General features: G+C 45.9%; 19 protein-coding genes. 12 read left to right on the top strand and 7 right to left on the bottom strand.

Annotated features, from left to right (window positions below; all coding sequences use genetic code 11):
* Positions 1–241 precede the first annotated feature (241 nt).
* Both NP77_RS21160 and NP77_RS21155 read left to right on the top strand, forming a co-directional pair.
* Positions 242–982 (top strand): nitroreductase family protein, encoded by a 741-nt coding sequence (locus NP77_RS21160; RefSeq protein WP_008924582.1) that lies wholly within the window; start codon positions 242–244, stop codon positions 980–982.
* A gap of 163 nt (positions 983–1,145) precedes the next feature.
* Positions 1,146–2,348 carry an MFS transporter gene (locus NP77_RS21155; protein ID WP_003848188.1) on the top strand — a complete coding sequence of 401 codons (1,203 nt, stop codon included), beginning with the start codon at positions 1,146–1,148 and terminating at the stop codon, positions 2,346–2,348.
* Between the two features lie 63 nt (positions 2,349–2,411).
* On the opposite strand, the gene NP77_RS21150 is transcribed toward NP77_RS21155, so the two are convergent.
* Entirely contained in the window at positions 2,412–2,627 is a 216-nt protein-coding gene (locus tag NP77_RS21150; protein ID WP_003848189.1) for a YdgH/BhsA/McbA-like domain containing protein, read from the bottom strand.
* Positions 2,628–2,840: 213 nt separating this feature from the next.
* On the opposite strand from NP77_RS21150, the gene NP77_RS21145 reads away from it, so the two are divergent.
* Entirely contained in the window at positions 2,841–4,079 is a 1,239-nt protein-coding gene (locus NP77_RS21145; protein ID WP_039661605.1) for a site-specific integrase, read from the top strand.
* 777 nt (positions 4,080–4,856) lie between these two features.
* Here NP77_RS21145 and NP77_RS21140 read toward each other — a convergent pair.
* The 3 genes from NP77_RS21140 to NP77_RS21130 form a co-directional block, all read right to left on the bottom strand.
* Positions 4,857–5,348 (bottom strand): hypothetical protein, encoded by a 492-nt coding sequence (locus NP77_RS21140; RefSeq protein WP_039661602.1) that lies wholly within the window; start codon positions 5,346–5,348, stop codon positions 4,857–4,859.
* Between the two features lie 77 nt (positions 5,349–5,425).
* The gene (gene afaD / locus NP77_RS21135; RefSeq protein ID WP_039661600.1) at positions 5,426–5,905 is read right to left on the bottom strand and encodes an AfaD family invasin; all 480 of its coding nucleotides are present in this window, start codon (positions 5,903–5,905) and stop codon (positions 5,426–5,428) included.
* Positions 5,906–5,917: 12 nt separating this feature from the next.
* Entirely contained in the window at positions 5,918–7,834 is a 1,917-nt protein-coding gene (locus tag NP77_RS21130; protein WP_369700131.1) for a fimbria/pilus outer membrane usher protein, read from the bottom strand.
* A 180-nt stretch (positions 7,835–8,014) separates the two neighbouring features.
* On the opposite strand from NP77_RS21130, the gene NP77_RS21120 reads away from it, so the two are divergent.
* From NP77_RS21120 to NP77_RS21105, 5 genes are all read left to right on the top strand, one after another.
* The gene (locus NP77_RS21120; protein ID WP_039661595.1) at positions 8,015–9,121 is read left to right on the top strand and encodes an ImmA/IrrE family metallo-endopeptidase; all 1,107 of its coding nucleotides are present in this window, start codon (positions 8,015–8,017) and stop codon (positions 9,119–9,121) included.
* A 426-nt stretch (positions 9,122–9,547) separates the two neighbouring features.
* Positions 9,548–9,808 carry a replication protein P gene (locus NP77_RS24090; RefSeq protein ID WP_072040384.1) on the top strand — a complete coding sequence of 87 codons (261 nt, stop codon included), beginning with the start codon at positions 9,548–9,550 and terminating at the stop codon, positions 9,806–9,808.
* Between the two features lie 1,267 nt (positions 9,809–11,075).
* The gene (locus NP77_RS21115; RefSeq protein WP_039661593.1) at positions 11,076–12,239 is read left to right on the top strand and encodes a DUF262 domain-containing protein; all 1,164 of its coding nucleotides are present in this window, start codon (positions 11,076–11,078) and stop codon (positions 12,237–12,239) included.
* Positions 12,236–13,306: a DUF3696 domain-containing protein gene (locus NP77_RS21110; protein ID WP_039661591.1), complete on the top strand. Its 1,071-nt coding sequence runs from the start codon at positions 12,236–12,238 to the stop codon at positions 13,304–13,306. The genes NP77_RS21115 and NP77_RS21110 overlap by 4 nt, the downstream gene beginning before the upstream one ends.
* Positions 13,307–13,315: 9 nt before the next feature.
* Positions 13,316–14,230, top strand: a complete 915-nt coding sequence (locus NP77_RS21105) for a hypothetical protein (protein ID WP_039661588.1) — start codon at positions 13,316–13,318, stop codon at positions 14,228–14,230.
* Between the two features lie 748 nt (positions 14,231–14,978).
* Here NP77_RS21105 and NP77_RS23155 read toward each other — a convergent pair.
* A complete protein-coding gene (locus tag NP77_RS23155) occupies positions 14,979–15,983 on the bottom strand; it encodes a DUF4928 family protein (protein WP_039661586.1) in 1,005 nt (334 codons plus the stop codon).
* Positions 15,961–17,115: a DNA cytosine methyltransferase gene (locus NP77_RS21095; RefSeq protein WP_039661585.1), complete on the bottom strand. Its 1,155-nt coding sequence runs from the start codon at positions 17,113–17,115 to the stop codon at positions 15,961–15,963. Before NP77_RS21095 ends, NP77_RS23155 begins: the two co-directional genes overlap by 23 nt.
* Positions 17,116–17,323: 208 nt before the next feature.
* On the opposite strand from NP77_RS21095, the gene NP77_RS21090 reads away from it, so the two are divergent.
* Entirely contained in the window at positions 17,324–18,598 is a 1,275-nt protein-coding gene (locus NP77_RS21090; protein ID WP_052250687.1) for a hypothetical protein, read from the top strand.
* A gap of 571 nt (positions 18,599–19,169) precedes the next feature.
* Here NP77_RS21090 and NP77_RS21085 read toward each other — a convergent pair.
* Positions 19,170–19,508 (bottom strand): GNAT family N-acetyltransferase, encoded by a 339-nt coding sequence (locus tag NP77_RS21085; RefSeq protein ID WP_052250686.1) that lies wholly within the window; start codon positions 19,506–19,508, stop codon positions 19,170–19,172.
* Positions 19,509–20,234: 726 nt separating this feature from the next.
* On the opposite strand from NP77_RS21085, the gene NP77_RS21080 reads away from it, so the two are divergent.
* The 3 genes from NP77_RS21080 to NP77_RS21070 are packed head-to-tail and all read left to right on the top strand — an operon-like array spanning position 20,235 to position 23,192.
* Complete coding sequence (locus tag NP77_RS21080) at positions 20,235–21,320, top strand: hypothetical protein (RefSeq protein ID WP_039661580.1); 1,086 nt, start codon at positions 20,235–20,237, stop codon at positions 21,318–21,320.
* A gap of 13 nt (positions 21,321–21,333) precedes the next feature.
* Entirely contained in the window at positions 21,334–22,911 is a 1,578-nt protein-coding gene (locus NP77_RS21075; protein WP_039661577.1) for an ATP--cob(I)alamin adenosyltransferase, read from the top strand.
* Positions 22,908–23,192 carry a YkgJ family cysteine cluster protein gene (locus NP77_RS21070; protein WP_039661575.1) on the top strand — a complete coding sequence of 95 codons (285 nt, stop codon included), beginning with the start codon at positions 22,908–22,910 and terminating at the stop codon, positions 23,190–23,192. The genes NP77_RS21075 and NP77_RS21070 overlap by 4 nt, the downstream gene beginning before the upstream one ends.
* Positions 23,193–23,194 lie beyond the last annotated feature (2 nt).

The following is a 23,194-nucleotide window of genomic DNA, read 5'->3' as shown; positions in this document are numbered from 1 at the left end:
AGACAGTCGACGGACCGGGGCGTAAGGGGATCATTTTGCCGGGAAACGTTACTGCCACGATTGAAACGGCAAATGATCCGTAAGGTTTACAATCTAAATCTGGTGACTTCGCCATAGATTTCAAAAGTGTACATAGACATGTACATGATAAAAATCAGTTACAAAAGCCCGCCCAAAAACCCTCGAATTACCAAGCATGTATGCGCTGTGCTGTTATAGTTGCGCTTATATGGGAGGAACCATGAGCGAACTGATTGATATTTTTACAAGTCATAAAAGTGAACGCAGTTTCACTGAGCAACCTGTCGATGAAGCGGTACTGGATCGTATAATTAGTACCGCTTACCGCGCACCAACATCAGTAAACTCGCAGCAGGTTTCTGTTGTCATTACCCGTGATGCCGGACGTCGTGCCGAGATCGCTGCCATCGCGGGCGGTCAACCGTGGATCGCCAAAGCACCCGTGTTTATCACCTTTGTACTGGATATGCATAAATCAGCGGTCGGCATGGCCGCTGTCGATCAGCAGCAGATCGCTCATCAGAGTATTGAGAGTATCGTATCGGGTTCAACCGATATCGGCATTGCGCTGGGGTCAGTGATGGCCGCGGCACGTGCAGAAGGTCTGGGCATTGTGCCGATTGGTGGTATCCGTCGCGATCCGCAGGCAATGATCTCACTGCTCAATCTTCCACCGATGACCTTCCCGGTTGCCGGCGTGGTAATCGGTCACGTTGACCAGCCCGCTCACCAGAAACCACGTCTGCCGCTGGCCACTTTCCGCCACGATGAGACCTACCAGACTCAGGGTCTGGAGCAGCAGATTGCGGCTTATAATGAAGAAATGGTTCAGCACTGGAAAAACATCGGACGTGATGACGGTGAGAGCTGGAGCGAGAGCGTCAGCGGTTATTACAAGAACATCTATTTCCCGGCTGTACTGCCCGCACTGCTGAAGCAGGGTTTCGGCACAGATAAATAATTTACTCTTTGTTGAGTGAAACGCAGGGCCACTCGCACACCGTTGCGGGTGGCCTTTTTCATTTTGTTACTATAACGAAATGTGACTTTCCAGGTTGTAACACATAATTTCCCTGTTAACCGAAGCGCAACTGTCTTTAACACTTACTTTCCAGGGAAATTACATGTCTCAGCGTTCACTTTATGCGCTCTGTTTAATGAGCTTTTTTCTGGCCGATGTCCGCGATGGTCTGGGGCCCTTTCTGGGGATATTTTTAACGGAACGACACTGGCGACCAGACGAAATTGGTCTGGTGATGACCTGTGGCGGAATAGCCGGATTACTTGCCACCCTCCCTGCGGGCATCGCTGCCGATGCAACCCGCCATAAAAAAATGATTGTGCTGCTGGGCTGCCTTGTCATCACCGTTGCCACGCTGCTGCTGTGGTACAGCAATCAGACATGGACGGCGATGGTCTCACAAATCGTGGCAGGTATTGCGGCGGCCTTCATCGGCCCGACCGTTGCGGGAATTACCCTGGGTCTGACCGGTCAGCGTGGTTTTAACCATCAGATGGGACGCAACGAAGCCTTTAACCATGGCGGTAATACCATTGCTGCACTGCTGGCGGGTTTCTCAGCGTGGTACTGGGGAATGGGGGCGGTCTTTATTCTGATGACCGTGATGGCGGTTTTCGCAGCCTTCGCAACGCTGGCGATTCGCGGTGACGAAATCGATAACGATGTGGCGCGTGGATATGAAAAACAGGAAGAGCGACAGCCTGCGCTCAACTTATCGATGCTGATACGTAAACCCGCGCTCATGATAGCTGGCGTGACGTTACTGCTGTTTCATCTTGCCAATGCCGCGTTGCTGCCAATGCTGAGCATGCGCGTTGCTTCGGCTGGGGGCCAGGCGGCAGTAAGTCCGGGGCTGTATGCGGCGGCAACGGTGGTGATTTCACAACTGGTAATGATCCCGGTTGCGCTGTGGGTGTCAAAGCGCGTTGAAACGCAGGGTTATCGTCTTTTCATTATGGTTGCGCTGATGATTTTACCGCTGCGCGCGGTAATTGCGGCAGGTTTTGCCGAGCCGATTTTTGTTATTCCGGTTCAGGTGCTGGATGGTATTGCGGCTGGAATTCTCGGTGTGGCGGTGCCTGGCTACATTGTTACGTTGATGCGCGGCACGGGGCATGTTAACGCCGGGCAGAGCGTCATTATGCTGATGCAGGGTGTAGGTGCTGCGTTGAGTCCTGCCATGACCGGCATGATCGCCGCACGTTATTCCTATAGCACGGCGTTTGCGGTACTCGGAGCGATAGCGCTGGCCGCGCTGATTTTATGGTGGCGTACCGGCAGTTCACCCGCCACCCGTCTTGCCTGATCGGGCACAAAAAAGGCTGCCCGTTGGGCAGCCTCTCCTGGCAAATCCGTTTGCGACCATCCGTTATTTATACAGTTCTGCGGTCATGTGAACACGGTTATTGGTGTTCGCTTCCGTAATTTTGTACTGCGCGCCCTGTTCCTGAGCCTGAGCAGCGATTTTAGATTCTGCGCCATCCAGTGTGGATGAGGTCACAGAAACAGTCTCAGCAAAGCTGCCAAACGAGATCATTGAGAGTGCAGCGATAGCGGCGATAGAGAGTGCTTTTACGTTTTTCATGGTCATATTCCTGAGATATGCCAGTAGGTGTTCCTGACAGTTCCCGTTCATTCCTGACTATGTCCGTAAATCCCCGCCACAGCAGGGAAAATGCAAAAAAAAACGGTCGCATATTGTTTATACTGTTCCTCAGTATTCATCTTTTTTCCCTTTTCTTTCTTCCTTTTCGTGTACATACTGATGTACATAATTCCCCACTTTACAACAAAAATCATGGCGCTTTCAGATGCTGCCCTGCGTTCAATGCTGGGCAAAGAATACGAAAAAGTGCAGGTTAAGACTGATCGTGACGGGCTTTCTGCCCGCATATCCTGCAAGGGTAAAATCACATTTCAGTACCGTTACCGCTGGAACGGGAAAGGAGAACGCGTTGATATCGGTACATACCCGGCGACCAGTTTAAAAGAGGCGCGTGACGAGGCCATCAGGCTGCGTGGCGAGCTCGAACAAAACCGTAATCCTCGCATAGTGAAGCGCAAGGCACGTGATGATGCTTTTTCCGCACTGACTGTTGAAGGCGTGATCAGGACATGGCTGGAAAAATACGGTGCTGAAAATAAGCCTGAACATCATGACGTTTTGCGTTCATTCGAAATACATGTTTTCCCCCATTTAGGAAGTGTTCCCCACGAGGATGCACCTATCCACATGTGGCTAAACGTTCTGGAACCACTGGCACGTAAAAAACCCTCTATCACCATTAGGCTGTTAACCAATGCCAAACAGGCCCATAACTGGGCGATGCGCAGGCGGCTGACAAAAACCAAGCCGCTAAGCGATCTGCGTCTGGCAGATTTAGGGATTACGCTGACACCGCGCGAACGTGTTCTATCCTGTGACGAAATCGTGACAATTTTCCGTGCAATGGTGGCCAGCAGGCTGGCACCTAAGTTTCAGTTACTGGTTAAGTTGTGCCTGCTGTTTGGTTGCCGGGTGGGGGAGCTCTCAAATGCTGAAAAGGCTCATTTCGATTTTGAAAAAAAACTATGGTCAGTTCCGCCAACGCATCATAAAACGGGCAGACGCACGCGCAGGGCGCTGGTAAGGCCAATCATTCCGGAAGCAGAGGAAATGCTGAAGGAACTATTCGACCAGTCACCGCGTAGCCGCTTTGCGATGGCAAACATTAAACGTGACGCTCCCCAGGCCCGTTCGTCCCTGATCGATATTCCACCCAGGATCAGACAGTCATCACGCCGCCATTTAGGCATTGAAATGGAACACTGGACATTACATGATCTGCGCCGAACGGCCCGCACCAATTTTTCCGATCTGACTGAACCGCACGTTGCTGAAATAATGCTGGGACATAAATTGCCTGGTGTCTGGCAGGTGTACGACCGTTATGGCTATATCGAGGAACAGCGGCGTGCCTACTCGTTATGGTGGGAGCGTGTTACAGCGTGGGTTAACTGGGAGGAGAAAGTTTCAGTGCTGGCGCTATCCTCGTGATAGCGCAGGATGTCGCAGGTGCGAAACGTCAGACGGCTTCGGCGAACCGGTACCGGAAATGCGGGATTATGAGGGCGCTTTGTGCGCCCGTTTACTGATACCCATTTGCGTATAGTCTGAGGAGCGACGCGCAGCAGCAGCGCCGCTTCATCCAGATTCAGATAGGGCATCTGTAAGAGCGTTGGGATATCAATTTTTGAGCTTCGCTTCATTACTTTCTTAACCTTTTTCATGATTTTTCGCTCGAATATATCCGATCATCCATACCCATTGATTGGCCTGCCAGCTGCCAGCACCATGGATGGCTTGCTATAGCGATCCGGAACCTGAATCCAGAGTTCAGGCAATAAAAAAACCCCGCAGAGGCGAGGTTTTATTGTTTATCTTTGTCACGTTTATCCTGCTCTGGTTTCCATTCAAGCCCACACTTGTCACAGGAAAACTTCCCATCAGGGTGCTTTCGTGGTCCCCAAAAATTGCAGAAGGGGCACGTTCTCGATCTGTAAGCTATGTTGTATCCTCTTCAACGCCGGTTTGTACATGACGAAAACGGGCTAATTGCAAAAATAAAAGCCAAAACGTGCGCAGGAGATTACTCACGATGCAGCACTGCGAGAGTAGGACTTCAGCTGGCATTCCTTAACAGTCAGAGTAGGCAATATTCATAATCAGGGTGAGACACTCATCGGAGAAATCAAATCTGGCTGAGTCAGTCATATCAGTTCATATGCCTCATCCGATACCATTCATGTCATGATGGTACCGGATGAGATAACATTAAGAAATGAATGCTGAGGCATCCATGCTCAATATATAAGTGTCAGCAGGAATATCTTGGTCAGAATGCGTTTTTATATCTCCGCTCAAAGTTGCCTTTTTATCCTTTGTTACAAGCCAGTTGCCTTTTTCCAGGTAAATCATATCTAAGGGAGGGTAGTAGACATATATTTTATGTTTGGGGTCATTTTTCCCAATCAGTCTGAACTGCGATGCATTTACCGTCTCCCCCGTATTAGGCGTAAAGCGCAGGCCCAGACGGGTAGCGGGTGTTGCTGTGATTTTAAAGGATGCAATGTTTGTCTGACTCATTGTTTTTCCTGCTATTAAACCTTGCTTCGAGATCAGCTGAAAACTTAGTTTTATATTTTCACTGAAAACTATATCTGCGGTTTGAGTCAGGGTTTCACCAATTTGTTTAGGATTATCTGCCATGGCTGTAGTTGACAGCGTTGCGACAATAATAAGGATTATATTGCGTATGTTTTTCATGTTTTTCCTGTTTGAGATGGTTATAGTAAACTGAATTCATAGTTTTACTTAGCGTGTTGATATCGGGTTATAACTTTTTAATTATGCGCCTGATAATCCTCCTCATGGCCGAGATGTGTGGCATTGCACCGCGCAGTTAGCTGTATTGAAATTGTTTTAGGACTAATATACTGTGATCCGTTAGTTACTAAATCAAGATCGGCGTTCCAGCCGGGAATGCGTTTTAATACCCCTTTTCCTCTGGCAGTATCTGGCTGCCAGTTTTCCCCGGTCAGTTTAACTTCAATCGCTTTCTTGCCTGTTACTTTATCCATCAATGTGTACTGGCCCGGAATGGTTTCGTTGGCTGCCATTTCGTCCCATATGCTCAGGTTACATTTCTTGCTTATGCCCGAAATGTGGATCCGGGCTAATGGCGTATTGTCAGCAATTTTACCTGCTGACAGGTTAACTTCCGGGATAATAGCCAGATGTAAATTTCCAGCTCGTGCTAAGACAGGAGTTAACGCAGTGCTCAGTACGGGCAGAACCAAATAAATAGTTTTCCGATATGACATGATGGATCCCTGTCATTCACAACTTGCAGTTGCAGAATAAATGCCGGCTACAGACAGTTCTTTTCCTGATTTATAGCTGCAATTTTTCGTCTTGCCTTTCCATTTAACAATCAGTTTCCCTTCGCGGGCTAGCCCTGTTAAGAAAACCGTTCCGTTATTATCGACGATACCCTCTGTGCCATCCGGTGAACTGACATGCACAATTGCGCCAAAGGGTATATTTGAACCATCTTCTCTTATTAACTTTATGATCGCCTTCGCGCCTGTATTAGTTTTGAATTTAACCGGAATGACAGCCCCTGCTGTAGGTACAACCTTCCTGTCAGTAATTGCGATCTCCGCCTCAGGCGGAAGCGTTGTCGGATCTAATGAGAGATTATTCTCACGATAAGGGCTGAGGTATGGCTGAGCTGTATACCCCCGGTAATCAGTACAGATACCCGCAGAACCCCACACTTTCACGCCTGAAGCACCTTTCGCCTCAATGAGTGCATTGGTTTCGCCAAGTTCCTGGGTGAATGTTATACCCTGACGGTGAGCAATAAGGCCGCCATCAAAGCCAAGTGAGCGCTGCTGATAGTTACGATCATAGCTGTAATCACCTGATATGTGGCCGTAGGTTCCGGTCCACCCCAGAGACACATCGCCATTATTCCGGCTATCTTCGTGCCCTGTGTTATACCGCTGATCAACATTCCAGCTGAAACGTTGATCAAACGCATTACCGTTTAAACCTGCCGAGTGACTGGCCTGGCGAGACGCTGAATGCGTGTATCTGTACGAGGCGCGCGTGTTGCCACCCGTCCATTTTTTCAGCGGGATACTGAGCCAGAAGCTGACCATCTGTTCCCTTGGATGGTGCCGGGCACTCTGACTGGCAGACCAGTTTAATGACAGCGTCATATCCCTGTACGGAATAGAGTATCCCGCGTTTAAACTGCTTTCGCGCAGGCTGCTGTTCCAGTATGTATCCTGATATGCACCGGCGTTCAGGTAACCCCATTTACCCAGTCCCTGGCTGATGGAGAGACCGGTACGGCTTTTCCTCCTTTTTCTGCGCATGTCTGCTGCGATTCCGTCACCCCTCCAACTGTCCAGTGTTTCAGCCAGTGTGAAGTAATCCGGCTGGCTGAACCGGGAATTCATCAGCGAGAGGGTGGTATTGGTTACGGCTATTTCTTTGCTATAACGCATGCGCCATGACTGTCCGTTTACCGTGCCCTGACCAGCGAGCTGCCCGCGACTTAGGGTTACATCAGTAGACAGTGCCCCCCAGTTACCCATGCTCAGCCCGGCACCCGCTGTAGATGACTGGTAATGCCGGGCTGCCTGAATACCTCCATACAGGGTGAATCCATAGGAGAGGCCGTACATGGCAGTGGCTTCCATGACCGGCGCGCTGTTCACTCTCCTGTCAGATGGGCGATACTGTCCGGCCATAATGTTGTAGCGCAGATAACCTTCTTTAACGGCGATTGCCGGGGTCTGAAAAGGCACGGTGAAAACCTGTGAGGCACCATCGGCTTCCCACACCGTTACCTTAAAATCACCGCCTGCGCCGGTGGGATTGAAATCGGTCAGTGCGAAGGGGCCCGGGGCGACAACCTGGTTATAGATTGTGTAACCGTTCTGCTTCACTTCTACGCGAGCCTGCGTTCTGGCCACGCCGCGTATCACCGGCGCGAACATATACTGACTGGAAGGCACCATCCGATCGTCTGAGGCGAGCATGACGCCGCGGAATGGCACGCTGTCAAAAATTTCAGAGGGGGTATAGCGTTCTCCCAGCGTCAGGCGGCTGTGCATGTCATTAATACCGCGCTCCAGATAAGTCGTCATGACCTGCCAGTGCCCTGGCCTGCCTTTAATCTGCTCCCAGCTGGTGACGTTACGAAGCCGCCAGGCACCGATGTTGATGCCTGGCGTCAGTTGCAGCCACGAATTCCGCTGCGAAGTGTCCTACCCGGTAGGAATGGTTAATCAGGACGGATTTGCCCGCGTAAGCGCCTGGAGTGAGCGTATTATTTTGAGTCCTCTGCCGTTTGAAGGCACGGATATTTTCCCTGATGAGGATTTCGATGATGACATATCAATTTCCGTTGAAAGCAAATGAGTAAAACTGTCGATGACGGCAAACGTCTTTTTAATCCGTCCCGGCTTAAGCTGGCGCGGATCAGACGGAAGCTGACCCTGAAAGAATTGGCAGAGAAAATGGGGCTATCCAGCCGTATTGTAATTGAGTACGAAAAGGACTATTGCCTGTATGAACCCACCCCAGAAACGGTCCAGTTGTACGCTAGCGCCCTGAAATATCCAGAGTCCTTTTTCTTTGGAGATGACGTTGAAGCTATCGATCCACTGACAGTTTCATTCCGTTCTTTGCGCTCGACAAAAGCCGCTGACCAGCATGCGGCAATTGGAGCTGGTGCGTTGGGGGTTATGCTGAGCGAGTATTTCAGCACCCGCTTCACGCTGCCGCAGCCTGAACTGCCGAATCTCCGTGGAAGTGAATCTGAGGTCGCCGCACTGGCGGTGCGCGAAGCTTGGGGGATTGGTAAGAAGAGTATAACTAACGTTGTTCATCTTTTAGAGAAACATGGCGTTAAGGTGTTCTGGCTCTCAGAGGAAACGGCAAGTATCGATGCATTTTCATTCTGGAAAGATGATGTCCCTTACATTTTTCTCAATACGCGTAAATCAGGTGAGCGCAGCCGCTTCGATGCGGCACATGAGTTAGGCCACTTGGTGCTTCACCGTCACGGTGATGTCAAAGGACAGGATGCTGAGCGTGAAGCAGATGCTTTTGCGTCAGCATTTCTGATGCCTCTGGAAAACGTGATGGCCGTTAAAATGGCGTTTCCTACGTTCGACAAAATCGTTCAGCTGAAATCGCTCTGGAAAGTCTCGGCAATGGCTCTGATTGTCAGAATGCGCAATCTGAACATGCTGACGGAGTGGCAGTATAACAGCCTGATGCGCGATGCAACCGCAAAGGGATACCGAACCGGTGAACCTGGAGGAATTGAGCGTGAAAAGTCGCTCATTATTGAAAAAATGATGGCAGCTCTGGCGGGTAACGGCGTTCATCTTAAACAGCTGGGTGATGAGCTTAACGTGCCAATTGATGAACTGAGTAGTCTGCTTTATGGGGTGGCGGCAGTCAGTGGCGGCAATAGTGTAGCCTCATTATCCAGAGCCTCGCTTCGTCTGGTGTAAATCGGCAAGTTGCTCATGCTTAAGCCGCTAGGGAGAATCACTGGCGGCTTTTTTTATTATCCTCAATTTTCCTGCGCAGCCACATTGGTAAGTAACGACTGATTTTAACAATGTCCGTTTTTATCACGAAGCGAACTAGCTCAATTCCTTTGGACATGCATGCGCAGTGGAAGCTGAAACTGGCGCGGTTTCCTGAAAAAAGGCGTATAAAGTCCGCCATAAAACGCACCGGAGAACGACGAGTCTGTACGATGGTGGGGAATGTTGGTTATGCGATTCCAGAAGAATTTAGGGGGTAAAAAATAGACTCGTTCATCGACCGCCGGTTATCTGCATTGTGTCCTGTGGGGATTCTGTCAAACCCGAATCATTTGCAGGCCAGCGAGGTGCTTGGTGTAAAAATCATGGACCGGCTGAAAATGGATCATGGCATCTGGGTCAATTTCAATTGGTAGAGCTACAGGAGCAACGTTAAGCAGTTGCATCCAATCAATTAACAACTTATCGGTGGTTGAATGTTTGCCACCACTAGGACAGTTCATCAGCTGGTGCAGGGACGGTGATTATCGCGCTGCAGGCCTGCCGGATGAAAATGCGGTTCATGGTCTCATCATGTGCTACAGCGCGCGATTTGGATTGTACATTTCAACACAGGCTCTCCTATGGCAGGAAAAAAACCATGAATAGATTTTCACAAGTCTCTATAGCCAGATGCCTAACAGAATAAGATCTACGTTCAAAATTCTGTTCTGAGTTGAGTAACTTGACTGATATGATGGAGGTCGGCGAGAGCTTCCCTGCAACTATTTCTCAGATTGAAAAAAAGTGGTAGTGTCCGAGAGCGTGGAAAAGGCGCAGGCATGTGCCGTGCAGATCAAGGCTTTAATCAATGGTAATTGCATCAAGGATTAAGGAACTCTTAAGATACAAAGGTATCTGGTAAACTTATGCGAAAGGTAAAAAATGACTATGATTATGTATTGTTTACTACAATCCAAAATTAAGTGGGTTGAAGCTAAGGGGCTAAATATGGGGTTGTATGTACACCCAAGGAGAGTTAAGGGAAATTTCCGTCGAAAACTTAACGCGATGCCAGATATGACATCATTATGTTTTAGATATTATGTCTACAATACTTAAAGGACATCCTTTCATTTAGGACGTATTGTTTAAATACTGATGTTGTATTATCACGATAGCAAGTACATTAAAATAAAATATCTAATCATCCATCAGTGACTAAAAAAGTCATACACACTTTTCGGTTATCATTTATTAGGCTTTAAAAACCTAAAAAATTGGTATGAACTAAATGATTTATGCCATCGAAGAAATACGTTAGAACACCATATATGAATTACATAAGGCAGTAGTCGATTTTGATTTTTTTCCTACTTACTTATTATTATTAGGGAAAGCGTGAAATTGGAAATAATCAGAGGTGCCACTTCTAGTTAAATTCTTAGCGTATAAATTGCGTAATATAACTTTCTCCTTGTTAGGTTGCATGGGTGCATATATGCTGTAGCTTGTTTGAATAGTCAATCTATTACTTGATGGTGTCCAGCGTGAGTGTGGTTATTATGCATCGCCTAGGTTGAAAAGATATTAATTTATACTTTAAAAATACTAAGATACATATTTGGTTAGTTTGATTTAAATATACTATAGTGGGTTTTTAATAAATTACGACTTTCATCGATAATAAAGAATCAAAAAAAATACAGTCGTAGCTAGGAAAAAAAACTTATAAGTACTTAGAGTTGATTTCCACTAAGCGGCTAAAGTTGCGTGTGAAGGGGATCACGAAACTGCTATGAGAGTTGGTTCAACGCACTTGGCCTGACTAAAAGATTTTTATAGGAATAGTTGAAAAAAAAGAAAAATCTGAGGTTAAAGGTTTTAACATTCAACCATGCTAGGTATAATACTAAATAAATCATGAGGAGTAAATATGACCATTACAAAACCATCTGAAGATTTAGCAATGGAAGGGTTACCTTCAGGAGTTGAAACTGAGCCGGAATCTGAAGAGTATTCTGTCGATAATCCATTCGATCCTGATTCAATTTCAATTAAAACAAAAGTAATTTCTTTAGATACTGTTTTACGACGCATAAAAACGAAAACCATTGTACTTTCGCCTGATTTTCAGAGAGAGGAAGTCTGGGATCATAAAAGAAAAAGTCAGTTGATTGAATCAATGATTTTGAGAATTCCGTTACCAATGTTTTATGTAGCAGAAGATAATGCAGGTGTTTGGGAGGTTGTTGATGGTCTGCAGAGGCTATCAACAATCCGAGATTTTGTTCTAGGTGAAGATGAGGATGGTAAGGGATTTAAATTACAATACTTAGAATTCCTTAGCGAAAGCTTAGATAAATCAACATATTTTCAATTAGAAAAAAATCCTAAAAGTGCACGCGTTGTAAACAATATAATGGAAACTGAGCTTTCGTTTACAATAATTGAGCCTGGTACTCCTGAAAATGTGAAAAGAAATATTTTTAGAAGGATTAACACTGGTGGTATGCGCCTGTCAGAACAGGAAATTAGAAATGCATTATATCAAGGACGCTCCACTAAACTTTTAAAAACCATGGTGGCCAATAATAAATATATTAAGGTTACTGGTAATTCGGTGAAAGATAACCGTATGGCAGGGCGGGAACTGATATTAAGATTTATAGCTTTTAATCTATTCCCGCGTAAAAAATATAGTGGTGACATAGATGACTTCTTGTCTAATACCATGATGAAATTAAACGAATGTTCAGAGCTGACATTGTCAAAATTAATTGATGATTTTGAGGTGGGGCTTGAAAGATCCTATCAGATATTTGGGATGCATTCATTTAGGAAATCAATGCCATCACAGAATAAAAAAGCCGCGATCAATAAATCATTATTTGAAGTTTGGATTAACGCATTATCAGAGATTGATGAAGATGATTTTGATTTAATTCTTGAAGAAAAAAATCACTTTTTAGAGTCTTATGAAGAGATTTTATATGATGCGGACTTTAGTGAAGCTATAAGTAGGCGCGGTGCTAGTAGTTGGGGTAGTACTTATAGATATTCAGAGATTACTAATTTAATTCAGGGGTATATTTTATGAAAAATATAAAAGCATTGCAGATTACTGCATTAAAATCATTTACAGATGCAAAGATTTCTTTAGGGCAGTTAACAGTGCTATCGGGACTCAACGGAAGCGGTAAAAGCACTTTCATTCAGGCGATTAGGATGCTTTTATCAGCTGTTGATAACAAAACTCCTTTCCTTAAAGGTTTTGGTGATTATGAAGAATTAAAATCAAAAAATGCCTTGCGTAGCCAAGATATACGAATCGAAGTTTTTACCGATGATGCACAACATGCGCTTAGTATAGGCAAAGAAAGTTATGAAGTGATTGATAAATCCTTAGACATTAAATTTGACTATATATGTGCTGCTAGATTAGGGCCATCTACTTCTTTACCTGTTATGGATCATGGAGAAAAGAAAATAACCGTGGGAAGTATGGGTGAATACTTGGTTGATTACTTCACTTTATTTAGTGATATATCTATTAATGCTGATATGTTACATTCTAGCAGCAGTAGTACCACATTAGAAATTCAACTTAATTCATGGATGAGCGAGATTTCACCAGGTGTAAAGTTACTCTTTTCTAAAGTTGATAAGCATGACATGTCACATGTTGAGATAGATACTTATAGAAGTACTAATACAGGTTTTGGTATAAGTTACGCCCTGCCTATAGTAATGTCATTATTGGTATTATCATCAACTGCAGTAAAGGATAAATTGACAAATGAATTCGCAGATGATTGGATTACTTCTCATGGTGAGCAAGCACCATTATTAATTATTGAGAATCCAGAAGCCCATTTACATCCGCGCGGACAAACAGCAATTGGTGAACTTGTTGCTAAAGCCGCAGCTGCAGGGGTCCAAATTATAATTGAAACCCACAGTGACCATTTCATAGATGGTATACGAATCGCTGTTAAAGAAAATAAAATAGATAAAAAAAATGTGTTATTGAAGTTTTTTGAAAAGACAAAAGAAGGTTCTTCATTTGTTACTGATATTGTTCTCTCAGATGATGGTAGCATTGAAGATTGGCCAGAGGGATACTTTGATCAGATGTTTACAAACCTAAAAAGGCTATCCAGCTGAGGATTGAAAATGGATTTTAAATTTCTTGTAGATGAAAAATATTTGTCTTCTCTTTTTGAAAAAATAGAAGATAATCATGTCGAAATTGAATGGTTTTCTAATCTCGGAAATATTATACCTGCTCACTTAGGATATGTTTTTATTACGCAAAACTTATTATCAAAAACTTTCGGAGGGATTAGCAATGTTGATATTTTTTATCCTACGAAAAGTAAAGGAAGAGATATAGCATTAAAATTCCATTTAGCCCAACAAAAATATTACAAAAAATATAGCTTAAGCGATTATACTAATGGTGTTATACACGATTCACCAGAGGATTTCCCTACATTTGCTTTGAACAACAATGGCGTTTCTTTAATAACTAAGCTTAACTATGAAAGCGAAGTTTGGTGGAATAATTCATTTTATATCGACACTTTCAATAACGAGGGAGATGTACTGAAGTGCACAAGGAATATTTTATCCAATTATTATGATTGCAGCAATGATGAATTTAGGAAAATAGCCTCACTGTTATTTAAAGATATTTACGTTCATTGGTCTAATAGAACAAAGCTTGAGGGATTTAACTTACACCCAATTCCTATGAAATGGATTGTAGATTCACTTTCATATTTAAATGATTTTGCTGTTGAGGATTTTAGAAAAAATCCAAGTGAATTCATGGGAGAGGCACTAAAAAAAGGAATCGATTTATCACCTGAATCTACTAAAACTCGTAAAGCTGCTAGAATGATGAGAGAGCGAAACATAATTATTAATGGTTCAACAATCTGCTGTGAGTGGCATTTTAAATTCTCTAAAATTAATGGAGGAAGAATTCATTTTCACCTTGGCTATGATGTTGATGAAAAGACAAAGGACATAACATTAGGTTTACCTATTGTAGGGATTTTCGTTCAACACTTGTCAATTAAATGAGTTAAGTAGTTTGTGATCACCTATAAAATAAAGCCACTGTAAATCCTTTATTATGAAATTCGTTGGTTAGAGTATTGCCAAAATATGCACTAACTAACTTGTTAAAGTGGCTTTTATAGCTGCAAGCTTTAATTATTAATGCTAGTGTTAACTAGTAAATCATATAAGTTAAAATTAATTGTACTACCCCCGGTGTTATATAAAGCAGCCAATGAGTTATGTAGGTTTGATAATCTCCTAATTCTCTATTTCTCCAGCTCACTGCTATTTCAGATGATGTCTGCTAATTCAGCTACTAATGCTGACAGTACTCCTTATAATCCTGCCGCTAAACATTAGTGATTTCTTTGCTTAACGCTATCGAATGAGCAGCGCTCATTCAGGCATTCATCGCGAAACAGTCCAAAAGCTCTATAAAAATCAGCACTGAATTGGCTTCCACTACAGAATTATGCATAATTCGACACCATTTTCATAAGGCTATTTATCCAGCCCACGGTCGCTGAATTCAGAACTTTGAGCGGTTCACATCATATTCGTATAAACGTGCTAAAGCGCAATAATGTTCTGAATACGCCTAATTCGCAGGCTTGAAATCCCGAAGGCAACAGTGAAAGCTAGGTGTTCGTTTGAGAAGCCATTAACGCAATTTAGGTACTGGATGCTGTTACCAGGGCCAGTTTTACGCAGGAACACCAAAATGCTAATAATAAATTATTTCTGACAGCCAATGTTTTCTATTGTAGCTTTAAAAATCTTTCATGTTTTTTGTTAACACATTAGTTATCCAGAGTGGCTCGTCAATCATTAAAGATTTATCGATTTCAATTTTTTCAATGCGGGTGTTATAGGTACGTATCAGCTTTGCCAGACCTTCACGAATGCGATCACCATCATAGGTCGCAATTTCTTCAATATTGGTACCAATGAAAATTTCTGCGGATTGCACAGATATTTTTTCGGACATACCCACGTTATCGGCCATTTGTTTTGCTGCCTGAACTTTACTTTCAAGAGTTAAAATTACCGGCCTATATCCAGCACGTTTGTTTTCTACACAACGAGAAATTAGCTTTTCCATCGGGGCTGTAGTGACATGAAATGCAGTTGTGCCAACCTGAAAATCACCCTCCCGGTCCGTATGCATATCAGCAGCGTTAGCCCTGTCTGAGCCTATCTTTTCTTCCGGAAAGCGTAACTGTAGCTTGGCTCCAACGAGATGTTGAAGTACGGCACCTGTAGGCTTATCAGAGCGTTCTGCAGCTGCTTTAAGGATGTCGCTGACGACAGAAGAGAGGGGTTTGGTATAATCAATATCGACCGATATTCTTTGCTTGTCGAAGTAATCGAGCCGCACACATTGCGTAAAAAATGCTTCAAGTTGGGAAGAAGCATCAACAACATCAACGGGCTCAGTTTCCAAGACCTGAGTCTCGTTTAAAATGTCTCTAATAGCTGCAGCAAGAAATACGGTTCCTCTTGATGTGCGGCCGCCTTCACGCGTGAATATGCGCGTTTCGCCATGTTGCTCAAGGATTTTAGCAATAGCTGGTCCACTCAAACCACGCACCTGACTTTTACCATTGCTGTACAATTGGTCGTCTGTGATGGGCAAACCATCAGCCATCATACGGGAAACAATAAGTCCCGCATTCATCACATTAGTATTCATTGCACCATTCTCGGCTCGCTGACTTTCATACCAGTCCTTTGCGGCTTTCAAAAATGCTTCAGAAGAGTTGTGCATGTTCATTCACTTTTTTTCCGTGTGATTTAGCTACTTCTTCCAGGTGAGGCAGTATCATATGCTTAGATACCCAGCCTACAGCTGGAACAACAACTGCATCTCCAAAACCGTACTGAATATGTGAGTCTCGTAGATTATTCAAAGTATACCACCCGGCCCCCATCAGACGAGCATATTCAAGCCCAGTCATCCAGCGAATTTTAAGTGATCCATTACCCATAATCACTACAGCCTGCTTTGAAGAACCGCCGCGAGGGGTGCGCAGGCATCCTGAGATATCTTCCGGCCTCATTTCCCATACTGGGATGCCGTTGCGTGTCCGCCTGTACGCTGTACGAGCGGTGATCTCAGGAAGGCAGACAAATTGCTCCAGTCTTTCACGCTGAACGGGGGCCATAGAATTTCTGAATAACGCTACCTTTTCAGCATTCCACCATCTGCTATCACCGTCTGGCACCATTTCAACTTCTTCTGTGAATCCCTGAGCAAGCAAGGCTGGTGCTTTAGGTAATGGCATCATGAACGTGCGAAGCTCAGGATCTTTATGTAGCCATGAAAGCCAGTCAGGCCTCAGGCATGTATCCTGCTCACCGCCATCAATAGGATGCTTGACGCCAATGATAAAAAGTCGGGGGCGCGATTGAGGTACAAAGCGGCGTGCATCTAAAGTAATCGCATCCACTGCATAGCCCAGCGAGTTAAATTCTTTTACTGCAGCTCTTAAATCTTCCCTGTTGTGAGAAGAAGCGAGTCCGGTGACGTTCTCCAGTACGATAACTTCTGGCTTGTGCTCATGCATATTTGCAATTAAATCGGTAAAACCGAAGAAAGCGGACGACTCACGTCCACCACGTAAACCGACACGTTTACCAGCCAGGCTCAAATCTGTGCAGGGAGAAGATGCCCAGGCTACATCTGCAGTAGGCAACTCTTCACTTTTAAGGGAATGAATATCAGCCAATATGAGATCGCCGGCTCCCCAGTGACCTTCATACATCGCCTTTTTGTTCAAATCATAATCATTTGCCCAAACCGTTTTAATCCCCGCCAACTCCATACCGGCTCTGGCCAGACCTATACCAGCAAAAAATTCCAAAGCGGTCCATTCAGACTCACGACGGATAGGTATTATGTTCACGTAATCTCTCCCATATTCATCCTGCAATCATCCCATAAACTGCTCTGTCAGGCACTGGTAAACAGGTGCTACTGAGTGCTTTTGTTCGAAAAAGTGGGACGTTTTTATTGCCTGACAACCAATAGCGCAGGTACAAACACATAACGTCTATGCGGAAAATCGCTTTTACTTTGGGCTAAGTTAACCGATAAGAATGAGGAGTAGTGCCATGTCGCTCCTAGGCGATAGACAGTTTCTTTATGAGTTGGTTTGGTCAAAACCAGCGAAGTTTATCGCTGCAGATCTCAAAATGAGCGAGTCCCATCTCATTGCCAGATGTATCGAGCTCCAGATCCCGCGTCCCTTAGACGGATACTGGCGCGCGGTCGCCAAAGGTAACGCGCCAGCCATTCCACCTTTACCTTCTCTAAAAGCACACACACGCGACAGTTTCGACGGCAAGGAAGAAGTGACGCTGCAATTACCTGTTGTGAACGAGCAGCCGGCATCCGCTAGTTATAAACCCGCTCTAAAGCGCAGGGCGAAGTCATCATCACATCCAGCTCAGGGCGCGAAGCTGTTTTTTGTCAGCAAAGAGATTTTGCTGAAATCATCTATCACTGAGCTGGGATACTACAAACCCACTAAGCGCAAGCTTCTTGACATGAATACATCGGATACGGGCCTTAATTTTGCTGAAGCTTTCATGCTGAAATTTTTTGCAGCAGCTGAGAGTCGGGGATTCATGGTAAGGCTGGCTGAACGGGGAGATTGCTTTCGAAGAAGAGATATCACTTTCGCTGAACATGGGACCTGCAATTATCTTTACCCAGCGCTGTGGAGGCCCTCAGGTCCCAGCATCATCAGTGCAGAAGGCGTAAGCTTAGGCTTCTCACTGGTTGAAATGACGGAAGAGGTGCCGGTGAAGGAGGTGAAAGGGCGTTATGTGCGGGATGAAAGAATGATTAACTGGTCCCGCGGTAAAAACTCAGCCCAGCTAGGATATTACAGTCGGCGACACATACCGAGTGGCCGATTCAGGCTGCAGCTTTACTCACCTTATGAGTCCGAAGGCTGGCATCAGTTTTTCTCTCAAACTAAAACCTGCAGCCTGATAAGTCAGATACCGAAAATCATTAAAGCTACCCAAAACGCTCTGCCTGTTCTGAAAAGGGAAATCCAGACAATAAAGGAACGCGCTGAGGCCAATCGTCTGCGCATGGAGCAGCAAATATTAGAATCTAAAAAACGTGAGGTAATCCGTAAGCAGGAAGAGGCATATAAAACCAGTGTGAATGAACTGCAGGTCATCATGACTAAATGGGCAGAAGATATACGTATCGAGCAATTTTTCAGGGATGCTGAAAAAGACATTGAGGTTTGTGAGGCTGCACTTCAGGAGCAACTGAAAGAACGCCTCAGAGCTGCCAGAGAATTTATGCAGGGTGAAACTGCACTGCAACGTCTTCTGAAATGGCGAACGCCGGAAGAGCGATTAAAATAAATCACGCGAAGTTTATTATGCGGACAGATACAACGATGTTGCTTCGCGCGTTTAACCTAAAGGGCAGGTTTGTGTCTACTACGCCTATGCCCTGGCTATCACGACAGGCATCAACCAATGCGGCACTTCTGCCGCTATCTATAACTGATCCGTCCCAGTGAAAATAGCGACAAAGAGCACCTTAAGCAACGGGTTTCACGGCAGGTCTGAGCTCTGATTTTAGATATAGATAATGCAAATCCTATGGTGTTCAGAGGTGGGTGAGGGGAGTTTTACAGGTTTGATAGATGCTCAGAGAAAACGTGCTGCTGTGAAGATCAATGTCCGCTAAGAGCGAGGAGCGGACGTAGCCTTTGAACCTCGAACGATTATGTCGCCACGATAAGCAATTATTTATCATCATGGCTTTTTTATGAATCGTTTTCCGAGTCTCGTCTCATAAGATATTCGTCATGAAAAATACCATTAGCGTAAAGCGCAGCAGTATCAGTGGCCCAGTTAGTGAAACCGTACGACCGATAGAGTGCATATGCAGCATGATTCGTTGTGACGACGGAAAGCTTTATAGTTCTTACTGAGCTTGCAGCGCAGCCTCCATGAGCCCTGATGATAGTCCCGACCCTCTCATCCCGGTATGGACATACATTCCCCAGATAGTCGCGACATGACTCAGCTTTGGTGAGGTACTGAAGCTCAAACCAATCAAGCCCTGTAAGGTGTTGTGAAGGTCGAATCCGCCGAAAATATGATTGGTTCGCAATTTTTCAGCAAAGAATATTGCTGGCTTCTGGCTCCAGTCTTCGTAAGACGCGCCAAAAGCGTCCGGATGAAGGAGCAACGCTTCCAGCCTTACTCTTCTGAAATCGTCCAGATCGCTCTCATTAATGCGACGCACCGTAAATGCTTTCACTTAAGGCTCTCTCCGGTCGTAAATTTTTCACTTCCACTCAGATCAGCTTAACATGAGTTTTGCACCATGTTTTTAGAAATGCCTTCGGCATTAATACTCACTTATTGCTCGAAGCGGACTGGCGTCAGGCCAATGTCCGCTATGAGCAAGAAGCGGACGTTCTGACGGCACACTTAAATCGAGATGTTTTTAATGCAACTATACGAAAAAATTTCGTATTTAAAACGTTTTGCCGGCATTTCTTATGACTGGTCCTGGATACTGGATTGCTTAACCAATCATGCTTCTTCCTTACTGTTTACAGCTAAATGGGCAATAGCCGATTGCAGGTGTTCCAGAAGCGCCATCACTTTGATTTTAATTCATCAGCGCTGATTCCAGCGCATAAAGCACCGGGACCTCGGTCACAGTTATCTCTGACAAGTAAAACGTTTTTTATTTCTTATATACAGAAAGGCAAAGAGTAAAAACAGCACCCCGCTCACCTCAAATCAACCTTCACACACCACCGATAATGGGGTATTTCTGCCTAAAAAATCTATCTGTCTGTTTAGTTTTATTAACTAATAATATTTCCCACCGTGCCGATATGCACTTTACCGGATGGTAAATCTGGGGCGTGGCAGGAATCTAAAAGGTCATGCACGAGGTAAATGCACACAACATTGCCTGCCCTTAAAGGGGCCGGGGAACCAAAATTCACGCTTTAAATCAGGAGGATTTAATATGCCAATACCGTTAATCATTCTTGGTGGTGCGGCCATCGCCACCGCTTTAGGTGGCAAAAAAGCATACGATGGCTATCAGAAAAAATCGGAAGCGGAAGATGTCCATAACCGCGCCGAAAGTCGCTACAAAAATCGCAAAGAGAGTTTCGATAAAGCGAACGAAGCTTCTTCCTTTAAGCTTGAGAAGCTTGGGAAAAAAGAGCTGCAAATAGGTAGCGAATTTAAAGAATTTCACACCCTTGCCAAAGAGTTGCTGAAAGCCATTTCGAAGGCCAACCATCAGGAGATTGAGCTAAAGATCCCTGAACACAAGCTCAACAGCATTGAGAGTCTTGCCATTTCTGCAACAGAATACCTCAGTACTGTGGTTGGTGCAGGAGCTTCCGGTGCAGCAGCGGGCTTCGCCGTTTACAGCGGCGTGATGGCCTTTGCGGCAGCCTCAACCGGTACACCTATAGCGGCGCTTTCTGGCGCGGCGGCATACAACGCCACCATGGCAGCTATCGGCGGCGGTTCACTGGCAGCGGGCGGCTGGGGGATGGCCGGTGGCGCGATGGTGCTCGGCGGCGCAGTTGTGGCGCCACTTATCCTGATTGCAGGCTGGGCATATAATTCTCATGCGACAAAAGCACTGGAAAATGCCCAAGAGGTATCACGCCAGATCAACGATGCTGTCGGTAAAATGGACAAGGCGGAAGCGCACCTTAATCGCGTCAATAAATACGTGGACTCTATTTATCAGTCACTGGAGCGTATGCATAGCACCTTCACCACCCGCTATCTCGATCCGCTAAAAGCGATGCATGCCAGAGTCATGGCACGTCATGCCGGACAAATCACCGAGCAAGAGACCGATGAGTGTGTAGCGCTCATTCAGAATGGCTATATGCTGGCTGCCATTATGACCAGCATCATCACCACTCCGCTGTTTGAGCCAGTCACCGATGTCAAAAGCAAAGCGGTCATTGAGGAAGGTGTAATCCAGCTTAAAACCGACGAAAACGGCATCAACGTGCTGAACGCCGTTGCACTGGACAAAGCACTGCATGATGCAGATGCCGAGTTCTCCGGCAAATTTGCCTGATCCGGATTCGCGAATGACAACCGTAACCAAAACGTTCGACTGGGGCGAGGAGTTGCATCAGACGGTGGTGAAGAGCTTCGCCACCTCGTTTGGGCTCGATTTTCTGCTTATCAAAGACAAAGTCGGCGGGGACATCGACACTATCCATAATGCCCGTCATCAGGTATACGCGACTGACAAAGAACGTGAGAAGTTCGCGAACCGCGGCGATTATGATTCGACGGCATATCATCATCATGAGAACTACATTGCCATTAACCGCGAAGGCAAAGCAAAGCGGGAAGCTGGCACTCTGATGGACACCTACACCGGCGAGATCTTTGCTCAAAACGCCAAGACCAATCTTGACCATATTAAGTCCGCAAAAGAGGTGCATGACGATCCAGGTCGCGTGCTGGCAGATTTGAACGGGCCTGATCTGGCGAATGATCCCAGTAACCTCACCCATACCAATGAGACACTCAACAAAGCCAAAGGCGCCAAAAAGATGGATGCTTTCGTGGAAAAGTTGAGTGCCGACTACCAGGCGAATCAGCTGGAAATTGCGGCGCTGCGAAGCCAGCCCTCACTCACGGATAAGGAACAAAAGCGGCTTACCTCGCTTGAGAACAAATCCAGTGCCGATTTCGACCGCATGCGCGAAGCCGATGAAAAAGCGCGCAAGCAGTACGAAGACACTATGAATCATGCCTACTATGCCAGCAGTAAATTTGCCAAAAGCGTGGCGTTAGCATCTGCCAGCAATGGCCTGATGATGGGGACCCGCCAGATGTTAGGGCTGGTGCTGGCTGAAGTGTGGTTTGAATTTCGCGATCGCTTGCCGGAGATAATCGCCCGTCAAAGGGAGAACTTTGTTGCCAGTGACCTGCTGAGTGACATGGGGGATGTGCTGAAGGTCATCTGGGCACGCATTAAGGCGAAGTTCAGAACGTTTCTTGAAACTTTCAGGGACGGAGTGATTGGGGGCATTCTTTCGAGCGTTACCACCACGCTCTTCAATATCATGTTCACCACCCAGAAGATGATGGTGCGCCTGATCCGTGAGATGTGGAACAACCTCACCCAGGCGTTCAAAATTATGGTTTTCAATCCGCAGAACCTTGCACCGGGAGAACTGGCTAAAGCGGTGAGCAAGCTGATTGCCGCAGGCGTTGCGGTTGCAGCAGGCGTGATCATCAATGAATCGCTGGCCAAAATCATGGTATTCCCCTTCGGGCCGGAACTGGCGGCATTTTGCGGAGCACTGTCCACAGGCCTGCTGACGGTGGTGATGAATTACTTCCTGGAATACAGCCCAATGATGCAGAAGCTGTGGACGTTTCTGGATAAGTTCAAAGAAAAGTATCAGCATGCCCTGGATTACTACCGCCAGGTTAACGCTGAGCTGGACCAATTTATCCTCGCTCTGGCTTCGCTGGAGTTTGCTATGAACGACGGCGAACTGGCGTCATTCTCGCTGCAGCTTGAGGCGGTTAACAGCGAAGTAGAGCGCGGGCTGCTGCTGCGTGATGAGATAGAACGACGCAACATTGTCCTGCCGTTTGAGGCTGGCAACACGGATTCGGTCAGAAGCTGGCTGAATTCATTATGACGCTCTCTCCCGCGTTTCCCTGTAACCAGTGCGGCGCCTGCTGCCGCCTGGTTTCACTCGCGCCGGAAACGCAGTTTCTCGACCGGGGTGACGGTGCCTGCCGTCACTACGATGAACTGAACCGGCTGTGTACCATCTATGGGACCCGCCCGCTGGTTTGCCAGGTCGACAAGCAGTTTCTGCTCAATTATCAGCAGGCATACAGCTGGCAGGAATTTATCGATGCAAACCGCATCGCCTGTCTGGAACTGGAAAAAATATCCGCTAACCCGGCTAGGTAGAG

The organism is Pantoea sp. MBLJ3, from assembly GCF_000816655.1.
In the GTDB taxonomy this organism is placed as follows: Bacteria; Pseudomonadota; Gammaproteobacteria; order Enterobacterales; family Enterobacteriaceae; genus Pantoea; species Pantoea eucalypti.
The sequence above is the reverse complement of the archived record's forward strand: the minus strand, read 5'-3'. Positions and strand labels throughout refer to the sequence as shown.

Bases quoted from the DNA above. Each gene is read 5' to 3' on its own strand.
- NP77_RS21075 (WP_039661577.1), top strand. From the start codon at position 21,334: ATGACAACCGTAACCAAAACGTTCGACTGGGGCGAGGAGTTGCATCAG.
- NP77_RS21070 (WP_039661575.1), top strand. From the start codon at position 22,908: ATGACGCTCTCTCCCGCGTTTCCCTGTAACCAGTGCGGCGCCTGCTGC.
- NP77_RS23155 (WP_039661586.1), bottom strand. From the start codon at position 15,983: ATGAACATGCACAACTCTTCTGAAGCATTTTTGAAAGCCGCAAAGGAC.
- NP77_RS24090 (WP_072040384.1), top strand. From the start codon at position 9,548: ATGGCATCTGGGTCAATTTCAATTGGTAGAGCTACAGGAGCAACGTTA.
- NP77_RS21120 (WP_039661595.1), top strand. From the start codon at position 8,015: ATGAGTAAAACTGTCGATGACGGCAAACGTCTTTTTAATCCGTCCCGG.
- NP77_RS21150 (WP_003848189.1), bottom strand. From the start codon at position 2,627: ATGAAAAACGTAAAAGCACTCTCTATCGCCGCTATCGCTGCACTCTCA.
- NP77_RS21140 (WP_039661602.1), bottom strand. From the start codon at position 5,348: ATGAAAAACATACGCAATATAATCCTTATTATTGTCGCAACGCTGTCA.
- NP77_RS21105 (WP_039661588.1), top strand. From the start codon at position 13,316: ATGGATTTTAAATTTCTTGTAGATGAAAAATATTTGTCTTCTCTTTTT.
- NP77_RS21115 (WP_039661593.1), top strand. From the start codon at position 11,076: ATGACCATTACAAAACCATCTGAAGATTTAGCAATGGAAGGGTTACCT.
- afaD (WP_039661600.1), bottom strand. From the start codon at position 5,905: ATGTCATATCGGAAAACTATTTATTTGGTTCTGCCCGTACTGAGCACT.
- NP77_RS21160 (WP_008924582.1), top strand. From the start codon at position 242: ATGAGCGAACTGATTGATATTTTTACAAGTCATAAAAGTGAACGCAGT.
- NP77_RS21145 (WP_039661605.1), top strand. From the start codon at position 2,841: ATGGCGCTTTCAGATGCTGCCCTGCGTTCAATGCTGGGCAAAGAATAC.
- NP77_RS21090 (WP_052250687.1), top strand. From the start codon at position 17,324: ATGTCGCTCCTAGGCGATAGACAGTTTCTTTATGAGTTGGTTTGGTCA.
- NP77_RS21110 (WP_039661591.1), top strand. From the start codon at position 12,236: ATGAAAAATATAAAAGCATTGCAGATTACTGCATTAAAATCATTTACA.
- NP77_RS21155 (WP_003848188.1), top strand. From the start codon at position 1,146: ATGTCTCAGCGTTCACTTTATGCGCTCTGTTTAATGAGCTTTTTTCTG.
- NP77_RS21080 (WP_039661580.1), top strand. From the start codon at position 20,235: ATGCCAATACCGTTAATCATTCTTGGTGGTGCGGCCATCGCCACCGCT.